General features: G+C 71.9%; 5 protein-coding genes and 3 pseudogenes. 4 read left to right on the top strand and 4 right to left on the bottom strand.

The annotated features are described in order from the left end of the window. The 3 genes and pseudogenes from RH94_RS01180 to RH94_RS01170 all read left to right on the top strand — a co-directional run. Nucleotides 1–592: LysR family transcriptional regulator substrate-binding protein (locus tag RH94_RS01180; protein WP_234425440.1), on the top strand; the 592-nt coding region annotated here is incomplete at its 5' end. 83 nt (nucleotides 593–675) lie between these two features. Beyond that, a pseudogene (locus RH94_RS01175) lies at nucleotides 676–978 on the top strand (transposase); the annotation flags it as partial. Between the two features lie 146 nt (nucleotides 979–1,124). Next, nucleotides 1,125–1,568, top strand: a complete 444-nt coding sequence (locus RH94_RS01170; protein ID WP_073945813.1) for a nuclear transport factor 2 family protein — start codon at nucleotides 1,125–1,127, stop codon at nucleotides 1,566–1,568. A 315-nt stretch (nucleotides 1,569–1,883) separates the two neighbouring features. Here the strand turns inward: RH94_RS01170 and RH94_RS41825 are convergent. From RH94_RS41825 to RH94_RS01155, 4 genes and pseudogenes are all read right to left on the bottom strand, one after another. Next, nucleotides 1,884–2,917, bottom strand: a pseudogene (locus tag RH94_RS41825) (putative bifunctional diguanylate cyclase/phosphodiesterase); the annotation flags it as partial. A 1-nt stretch (nucleotide 2,918) separates the two neighbouring features. Continuing rightward, on the bottom strand, nucleotides 2,919–4,028 hold a 1,110-nt coding region (locus tag RH94_RS41820; RefSeq protein WP_234425439.1), incomplete at its 3' end, for a GGDEF domain-containing protein. Then, the gene (locus RH94_RS01160) at nucleotides 4,025–4,837 is read right to left on the bottom strand and encodes an SAM-dependent methyltransferase (protein WP_073945811.1); all 813 of its coding nucleotides are present in this window, start codon (nucleotides 4,835–4,837) and stop codon (nucleotides 4,025–4,027) included. The genes RH94_RS41820 and RH94_RS01160, both read right to left, overlap by 4 nt. A 233-nt stretch (nucleotides 4,838–5,070) precedes the next feature. Then, nucleotides 5,071–6,021, bottom strand: coding sequence for an SCO0930 family lipoprotein (locus RH94_RS01155; RefSeq protein ID WP_073945810.1), 951 nt, complete (start codon nucleotides 6,019–6,021; stop codon nucleotides 5,071–5,073). A 270-nt stretch (nucleotides 6,022–6,291) separates the two neighbouring features. On the opposite strand from RH94_RS01155, the pseudogene RH94_RS41815 reads away from it, so the two are divergent. Further along, a pseudogene (locus RH94_RS41815) lies at nucleotides 6,292–6,530 on the top strand (hypothetical protein); the annotation flags it as partial.

The raw sequence follows: 6,530 nt of genomic DNA, 5'->3' as shown, positions 1-6,530 counted from the left end.
GAGCCTGTGCACCGGTCTGCTGCCGGACGTGCTGCGGGCCTTCCACGACCGGTATCCCGGCATCCGGCTGCTGATCGAGGAGGGGGGCTCGCACGACCTGGTGCGGGAGCTGGCGCGCGGCGCTCTCGACCTCGCCCTGGTGGTGCTTCCCCTGCCCACCCCCTCCCCCGCGCTGACCACGGTGGAGTTGCTGCGTGAGGACCTGGTGGTGGTGTCGTCGCCGGAGGCGCCGGCGCCCGGCGGGCGGGGGCGGCGGAGTGTGCGGATCGGGGATCTGGAGGGCGAGCGTCTGGTGATGTTCCGGCACGGGTACGACCTGCGGGAGCTGACGGTCGCCGCGTGCCGCGCCGAGGGCTTCGAGCCGGACCTCGCGGTGGAGGGCGGGGAGATGGACGCGGTGCTGGGGTTCGTGCGGGCGGGGCTCGGCGTCGCCGTCGTACCGCGCATGGTGGCGACCCGCGCCGGCCACGGCCTGCGGGTCACTCCGCTGGCCCGGCCGGGGCTGCACCGTACGATCGCGCTGGCCCACCGGAGCGATGTGGCTCCGCCTCGGGCGGCTCGTGAGCTGCAGCGGATGCTGCTGGAGCGATGAGGGCAGGGTATTTTCGCCCCCGCCGCCCCTGCCCGCCCCGTCCACCAGGGGCTCCGCCCCTTCGACCCCGCCGGGGGGCTCCCGCCGCCCACCTCGCCTCCTACGCCGGACTCGCCCCGGCCACGAAGTCCTCCGGCACCTCGATCCACGGCGGACACGCGCCCCGAGGCGGAAACCGGCAGCTCGAACGGGCCATGTTCCTCTCCGCCTTCGCCACCCTGCACGACCCCGCCTCCCGCACCTATTGCGACAAATGCCGGGCGCGCGGGAAGACCCGCACACAAGCCCTCCTCCGCCTCGCCCGCCACCGCATCAGCGTGCTCTTCGCCATGCTCCGCGACGGCACCTCCTACGAACCACGCACCCCCGAAGCAGCCGTCGCATGACCAACCCGGGCTTGACGACGGACGTAGAAGCCCCCACCCGGCCATTACCTCCGACGTAATCGACCACGCTGCCCTGCTGCGGCAGCTTGGTGCACGTCAACGAGATCCCCGACAAGGGTTCCGGCACCAGGGCCCGAGGAGCAACCATGCCCATCAAGTCCGCTGACACCAGAGCTGGTTCCGTCACCGATACCACCCGCCACGTCGTCCAGGATTTCCTCGCCGCCCGGATGGCCGGGGACGTCGAGCGGCTCGTCGCGCTCTTCGCGGACGACGTCGACTGGCTACTCGCCGAGAACCCCGCCGTCCCGTGGATCCGGCCGCGCTCCACCGGAGCCGAATGCGCCGCCCAGTTCACGGAGCTGGCCGAGCACACGGTGGCCGAGGATGCACGGGCCTCCGTCGACACGTTCCTCGTCGACGGCACCGACGCCGTCCTGATGGGGTACCTCTCGGGGACCGTGCGCGCGACGGGGAAGTCCTTCGAGGGCCCCTTCGCGCTGCGCCTCACCGTCGAGGAGGGCCGGATCACCCGGCATCACCTCTACGAGAACAGCGTATCGATCGCCGAGGCGTGCACCCCTTCCTGATTCCCGCCCCCCCGGGTTGAGACCTGGCTGGTGCCGGGGCAGGCCCTCGCGGAGATGGTCCGCTCGCCGAGCGGGTGGCGTAGCGCGGCCTTCGGAAAGACCCACACCCGAGACCCCTTCGCCTGGCCCGCCACCGCACCAGCGTGCTGTCGCGATGCTCCGCGACAGCACCTTCTACGAGCCCAAAACGCCGCGCGCCGCTTGACGAAAGACATAGAGGCACCCCCCGGACCCCCGGCGGGGCTCCGCCCCCGCCACCCCGGGGGCTGGGGGCGGAGCCCCCAGGGACGGGGCGGCGGGGGCGGGAACCCTCGCTCAGCCCGTCGTGTCCGCCAGTGCCAGTTCGTGGAGGCGTTCCGGGGGGCCCGGGCGGGCGTAGTACCAGCCCTGGGCCGTGTCGCAGCCGAGCAGGCGGAGTTGTTCGGCCTGGGCGCCGGTTTCCACGCCCTCCACCGTGACCGCCAGGTCCAGGCTGTGGGCGAGCGTCACGATGCCCTCGACGATCTTGAGGTCGACGGGGTCGGCCGGGAACTGCTGCATGCTCTGGGTGAAGGAACGGTCCAGCTTGAGGATGCTCACCGGCAGCCGGCGCAGGTTGGCCAGGTTGGAGTAGCCGGTGCCGAAGTCGTCCAGGGCTATGTCGACGCCCATCTCGGCGAGCCGCCGCAGCGGTTTGAGCAGGTCGTCGTCCGCGCCGATCAGCGCCGACTCGGTGACCTCCAGGCAGAGGGAGTCCGGCCGCACGCCCGCGCGTTCCAGGATCTCGACGGTGTCCTGGACGAGACCGGGGTGGTGGAGCTGGCAGGGCGAGAGGTTGACGTTGATGCGCGGGGGGCCCGCGGACTCGGCGGCGTGCAGATCCCGCCACTCGCGGGCCTGACGCACCGACTGCTCCATGACCCAGCGGCCCAGCGGGACGATCAGCCCGGTGTGCTCGGCGAGCGGGATGAACCGGTCGGGGCCGATGATGCCGTGCTGCGGGTGCAGCCACCGCACCAGCGCCTCGGCACCCCGTACGCTGCCGTCGCCGAGGTGTACCAGCGGCTGGTACTCGATGAAGAACTCGCCCCGGTCCAGGGCCGTCGGCAGCGCCGTGGTCAGCCCGTGCCGGGTGATGGCGCGGGCGTCGGCCTCGGGGTCGGCGAGCTCGAAGCGGTTGCCGCCGGCCGACTTGGCCCGGTACATGGTGATGTCCGCGCTGCGCAGCACCTCCGCCGCACTGCGCTCCCCCACCGGGCCCTCGACGATGCCGATGCTGCCGCGCACGGTCAGCTCACGGCCGTCGATGCGGACGGGCGCGACCAGGGCGTTCATGATGCGGGCGGCGAGTTCGTCGGCCTCGTGGCGGGNGGTACCGGTCGCGGTGGTCAGCGCGACGAACTCGTCGCCGCCGAGCCGGGCGACCATCTCGCCTGGCGCGGTCGCGCACGCCTGGAGCCGGTCGGCGACCTCGACGAGCAGCCGGTCGCCGGCCGCGTGCCCGAGGCTGTCGTTGATGGTCTTGAAGCCGTCCAGGTCGAGGTAGCACAGGCCGAAGCGCCGGCCCTCGCCCGCGTTCAGCGCCTTCTCCAGCCGCTCGAAGAACAGAGTGCGGTTGGGCAGGCCGGTCAGCGCGTCGTGCGTGGCCTCGTAGCGCAGGCGGAGGTTGAGCAGCCGCCGCTCGGTGGTGTCCTCCATCAGGGCGAGCTGGTACTGCGGGTTGCCGTCGGCGTCGCGGAGGAGGGAGACCGTCAGGTTGGTCCACAGGACCGTTCCGTCGGGGCGGTAGAAGGCCTTCTCCACGTGGTAGTGCTCGCGTTCGCCGCGCACCAGTTCCTCGTACAGCCGCCACACCTGCGGCGCGTCCTCGGTGTGCGTCCAGTCGCGTACGTTGCGGCTGCGCAGGCCCTGCTCGGAGCCGCCGAACATGCGCAGCAGCGCGCCGTTGACCTGCAGGACGTTGCCCTCCAGGTCGGCGATGCCGATGCCTATCGCCGCGCCCTCGAACACCGCGCGGAAACGCGCCTCGCTGGCGTGCAGCGCCTGCGCGACCACGCCCTGGGCGCGCAGCGCGGCCTGCGCGATCGCCTCCTGCTCGGCCAGCGCGCGCTCGCGCAGCGCCCGCGCGAACCCGGCCGCCATCGCGTGCTGCAGCCGGGAGCAGCGGGCCCGCAGGTCCTCCTGGTCGCCGCCCTCCCCGCAGTAGAGCACGAGGTAGGCGTCGAGGCAGTCCAGCGTGCGGCTGAGCGCCTCGGGCGCGGTGCAGTGCGCGTCGACCAGCGCGGTGCCGACCGCCTCGCCCTCCGCGGCGTCGAAGGCCCTGGCCAGCAGCGCCCCGCTCAGGCGGCGGGCGAGCGGCAGGAGTCGTTCCTCGAACTCCGGGCGGGTCAGCGACGTGGAGGTCACCGGGAAGACCGCCCGGCTCCAGATCGTCGTCAGCCGGCGCAGTCTGCCCTCCGGCCCGTCCGGTTCCGCGCTCACGCCGTACGCCCCACGCCGGCGAAACCGGAGAAGGCGTACGGGTCCTCGTCCTCCGGTGCCGTACGGGGCCGCCAGGACGCCATCGGCACCAGCCCGGGTTCCACCATGTCGTACCCCTCGAAGAACCGCGCGATCTCGTCACGCGAGCGCATGATCAACGGGTTGCGGATGTCCTTGTAGACGTCGACCACGGACTCGCTGCGTTCCTCGGGGAGCGGGATTCCCTCGTGCGAGGCGTGCGTGAGGATGAGCAGGCTGCCGGGCGCGAGCGTGTCGCGCAGCTGGGCCACCGCCTGGTAGGGGTCGTCCGCGTCTTCCACGAAGTGCAGTATGGCAACGAGAAGCAGCGCGACCGGCCGGTTCGGGTCGATCAGCCGGCGCACCGGGGGGCTCTCGAGGATTTCCAGGGGCTTGCGCAGATCGGCCGCGACCACGTCCGCGTCCTCGTTGCCCTCGAGGACCGCCTGGCTGTGGGCGACGGCCACCGGGTCGTGGTCGACGTACACCACGCGTGCGCCGGGGCGGGCGGCCTGGGCGACCTCGTGCACGTTGCCGAAGGTGGGGATGCCGGAGCCGATGTCCAGGAACTGCGTGATGCCCTCGTCCAGGGCGAAGTCCACGGCGCGGCGCATGAAGGCCCGGTTCGCCTGCATGACCTTGGGCAGTCCCGGCATGAACTCCATGGCCTTGCGGGCAGCTTCCCGGTCCACCTCGAAGTTGTGCGAACCGCCCAGGTAGTAATCGTAGATACGAGCGACGCTCGGCACCGAGATGTCGATACTCCGTGGGGCCCAAGCGGGACGCTCCATCTGTCTCTCCAAGGCGTAGGCGATCCGGTGTTCGAGCCGAAGGCTACTGATCGCCCGCCAACAGGGCGAGCAGAAACGGAAAATGACCATCCGTTCCCGGTCACCGTCCGCGGCCTCGGCCCGCCCTTCGCGTCCTCGTCACGGCGAACCGCCCCGATGTGCGCACACGGCGAACCGCCCCCTCCGTGCGGCGCGGAGGGGGCGGTCGGTCTGTCCTGACCCGGGAGGGCGGTCTACTTCGGCGCGCCGATCGGCTTGCCGTCGGGCGAGACGGCGAACCAGGTGCCGCCGATGCCCTGACCGTTGACGTCCCCGGGCTTCTTGTCCCCGGAGAAGGTGTAGATGGGCCAGCAGCCGATGGACATCTGCTTGACTCCGTCCGGCCGGGTGAAGGGCATCAGGCCCTTCTTCACGATGCCCTTGACGTCGTTCTCGGCGACGGGCGCCACGGCCGGCCACTTCTCCAGGCAGGAACCGGTGCAGGCGGAGATCGACTTCGGCCACGCCTCGTCCTTGCTGAAGCGGTAGACCGTCATGCCGTTCTTGTCGACGACGACGTCACCCAGCTCGGTCTTCCCCACCGACAGGCCCGGCAGGCTCGCCAGCGAGGCCTTCTTGCCGTCGGGCGCCAGGGCGAACCACTTGCCGTTCACGCCCTGGCCGCTGGTCTCACCGGCCTGGGTGTCCTTCGCGTAGCGGTACGCGGGCCAGCCGCCGATCGTCAGCTGCTTGGTGCCGTCGGAGCGGGTGACCTCGCCGAGCAGGGCCTTGTCGAGTCCGGCGCCGGCGGTGGCGTCGTCGACGGGAACGGGCGGCCAGGCCGTGGCGCAGCCGCCGTCGCAGTTGGACTTGGGGGGCTCGGCCGTGTCCGCGTCGAAGCGGTACAGGGTCATCCCGGCGCTGTCGGTCACCACCTTGCCCAGCTCCGCGTTGGCGGAGACCGCGAGCTGTCCGGCGGGCTTCGGCGCGTCCGCGGAACCCTGCTGGCCGTCGGCGCCGTAACCGTTGCCGGCGCCGGCCCCGGTGCCGGTCCCCGTTCCGGAGCTGTCGAAGCCGCCGGCCGCGGCCGTCGCACCTACGCTCTGGCTGCCCACCGAAGAGGTTTCCTGACCGCACGCCGTCGTCAGCACCAGCACAGCCGCGGCAGTCGCCACGAGTGAGGCGCTCCGCCAGGAGGTGTTCATCGTCAACTCCCATAATCCCAAGGGTGTTGCAGCGCCCTGCTGCGCCGCCGCACGACACTGGGTACGCACGGGGATGCCGGTTGTGTTCAACGGCGGCGCGAATTTCTTTCCGGAACCCGTGACACGCTCCGGCCGGCCCGTACGCGCGTACCCATCCACGGCGGTGTGCCGGTCGGCTGGTCAAACCCTCCGGCCTGCCGCTTCCCACCTTCGGGGCAATCCACGGGCACCGCGGCGTGGCCCGGTCCGCCAGAGCTCATGATCTCGCTCGTGCATGGAGTGCATCGACCCGAACCGACCCGATTCGCCCTGGTGCTGCGGATGTTGGCGCCGGCGGTCCTGGCCTGGACGTGCGTGGGCGGATCGGCCGCCCCGGCCGCGGCCGACGCCTGCGCGTACGTCTCCACGGGACTGGACGGAACGGTGGCGGTGGCGGTGGCCGGCAGCGGCCCCTGGCCCTCGCTGCCGCCGCCCTGCCCGCAGCCGACACCGACTCCCCCGCCCTCCCC

The sequence above is a fragment of the Streptomyces kebangsaanensis genome (assembly GCF_001906585.1).
Classification (GTDB): Bacteria; Actinomycetota; Actinomycetes; order Streptomycetales; family Streptomycetaceae; genus Streptomyces; species Streptomyces kebangsaanensis.
The sequence above is the reverse complement of the archived record's forward strand: the minus strand, read 5'-3'. Positions and strand labels throughout refer to the sequence as shown.